General features: G+C 61.0%; 1 protein-coding gene. It reads right to left on the bottom strand.

The features are described from left to right. Positions 1 to 18: 18 nt before the first annotated feature. The gene (locus G8767_RS35150) at positions 19 to 1221 is read right to left on the bottom strand and encodes an IS110-like element IS2112 family transposase (RefSeq protein ID WP_030538088.1); all 1203 of its coding nucleotides are present in this window, start codon (positions 1219 to 1221) and stop codon (positions 19 to 21) included. Positions 1222 to 1419 lie beyond the last annotated feature (198 nt).

Below are 1419 nucleotides of genomic sequence, written 5' to 3'. Positions count from 1 at the left end.
CGAGTTTCAATGAGGAAATCAAGCAGTTCGAAGAGCGGGTGCATCAACGATGAACAGCCGGTCGTCGCGCAACAATGCCCAGATCACGTTCACTCGTCGACGCGCCAAGGCGATAACCGCTTGAACGTGCCTCATTCCTTCACTTCGTTTCTTGAGGTAGAACTCGCGATTCGGTCCATCTTTGATGATCGAGGTTTGAGCGGAGAGGTAGAAGACCCGCCGCAGTCGCCGGCTGTAGCGTTTGGGTCGGTGCATGTTGCCGGTTCGGCGACCGGAATCGCGGGGGACCGGAACCAAACCGGCTGCCGAGGCAAGGTGTCCGGCATCGGAGTACGCCGACATATCACCGGCAGCGACAACGAATTCCGCGCCGAGGATCGGACCGATACCGGGCATGGATTCGATGACCGCAGCCTGCGGATGGCGGCGGAAGGTCTCACCGATCTGCGCGTCGATACGAGCGAGCTGGACGTCCACTGCGAGGACTCGGTCGGCGATATCGGCCACCAACTGCGCCGCAACAGCCTCACCAGGCAGGACCACATTCTGCGCAGACGCCGCCTCCCACGCAATCTCGGCGACACCGTCCGCCCCGCGCACCCCACGTTTACCAAGCCACAAGCTCAAGCGAGTGCGTCCGCGTCGCCGAATGGCACGCGGGGTCTGAAAACCGGTCAACAACACCAACGCGCCCTTGTGTCGCCCGAAGTCGAAAGCCCGCTCGAGCGCAGGAAAGACACCGGTGAGAGTGTCACGCAGACGGTTGATCAGCCGGACTCGGTCAGCGACGAGATCGGTCCGATGCGAGGTCAACAGCGCGAGTTCCGCGGCCAACTGAGCCGGTGGGATCAACACAGACAGATCATGTCGGTGTCGAGCAGTTTCCGCGATCACATAGGCATCGCGGGCATCGGTTTTCGCCTCCCCTCGATACGCGCCGGACATCCTGTTGACGGTGCGACCAGGGACGTACACCGCACTCTGGTCGTGTGCGGCGAGAAGAGCGAGCAGCAACGCAGAGGAGGTTCCGGAAATATCTACCGCCCAATGGAGTTCGTCGGCCAAGGCCAGAATCTCGCTCAGCGCGTGCAGTATCGCGGTCTCGTCGTTGATGATCTTGTGCGACCACACGATCAACCCTGCTTCGTCGACCACTGCTGCCCAATGATGGCCCTTGCCTGCGTCGATTCCGACCCATGCGTGGGTGTGAGTTTCTCTCATTCGCTCCTCCATGTCGCCGACTCGTGTCAGGCCCGAGGAACACCCCACCGTCATCTCCGTAAACAGTGCTCGAAGCACATTTTTCAATCAGCAGCCAGGGCGTCCCGAAGCGCTGGGCGGCCACTCGTTTCGAGCCACACAAGGCAAGACACCATCAGCCACACCCAGCACTTCCGGACCAACTAACAACTTACGGAG

Origin of the sequence: Rhodococcus sp. IC4_135, from assembly GCF_011602025.1 — a bacterium.
GTDB lineage: Bacteria > Actinomycetota > Actinomycetes > Mycobacteriales > Mycobacteriaceae > Rhodococcus_F > Rhodococcus_F baikonurensis.
The sequence above is the reverse complement of the archived record's forward strand: the minus strand, read 5'-3'. Positions and strand labels throughout refer to the sequence as shown.

What these genes read in the sequence shown, in the direction of transcription:
- G8767_RS35150 (WP_030538088.1), bottom strand. Translation starts at nt 1,221, where the DNA reads ATGAGAGAAACTCACACCCACGCATGGGTCGGAATCGACGCAGGCAAG.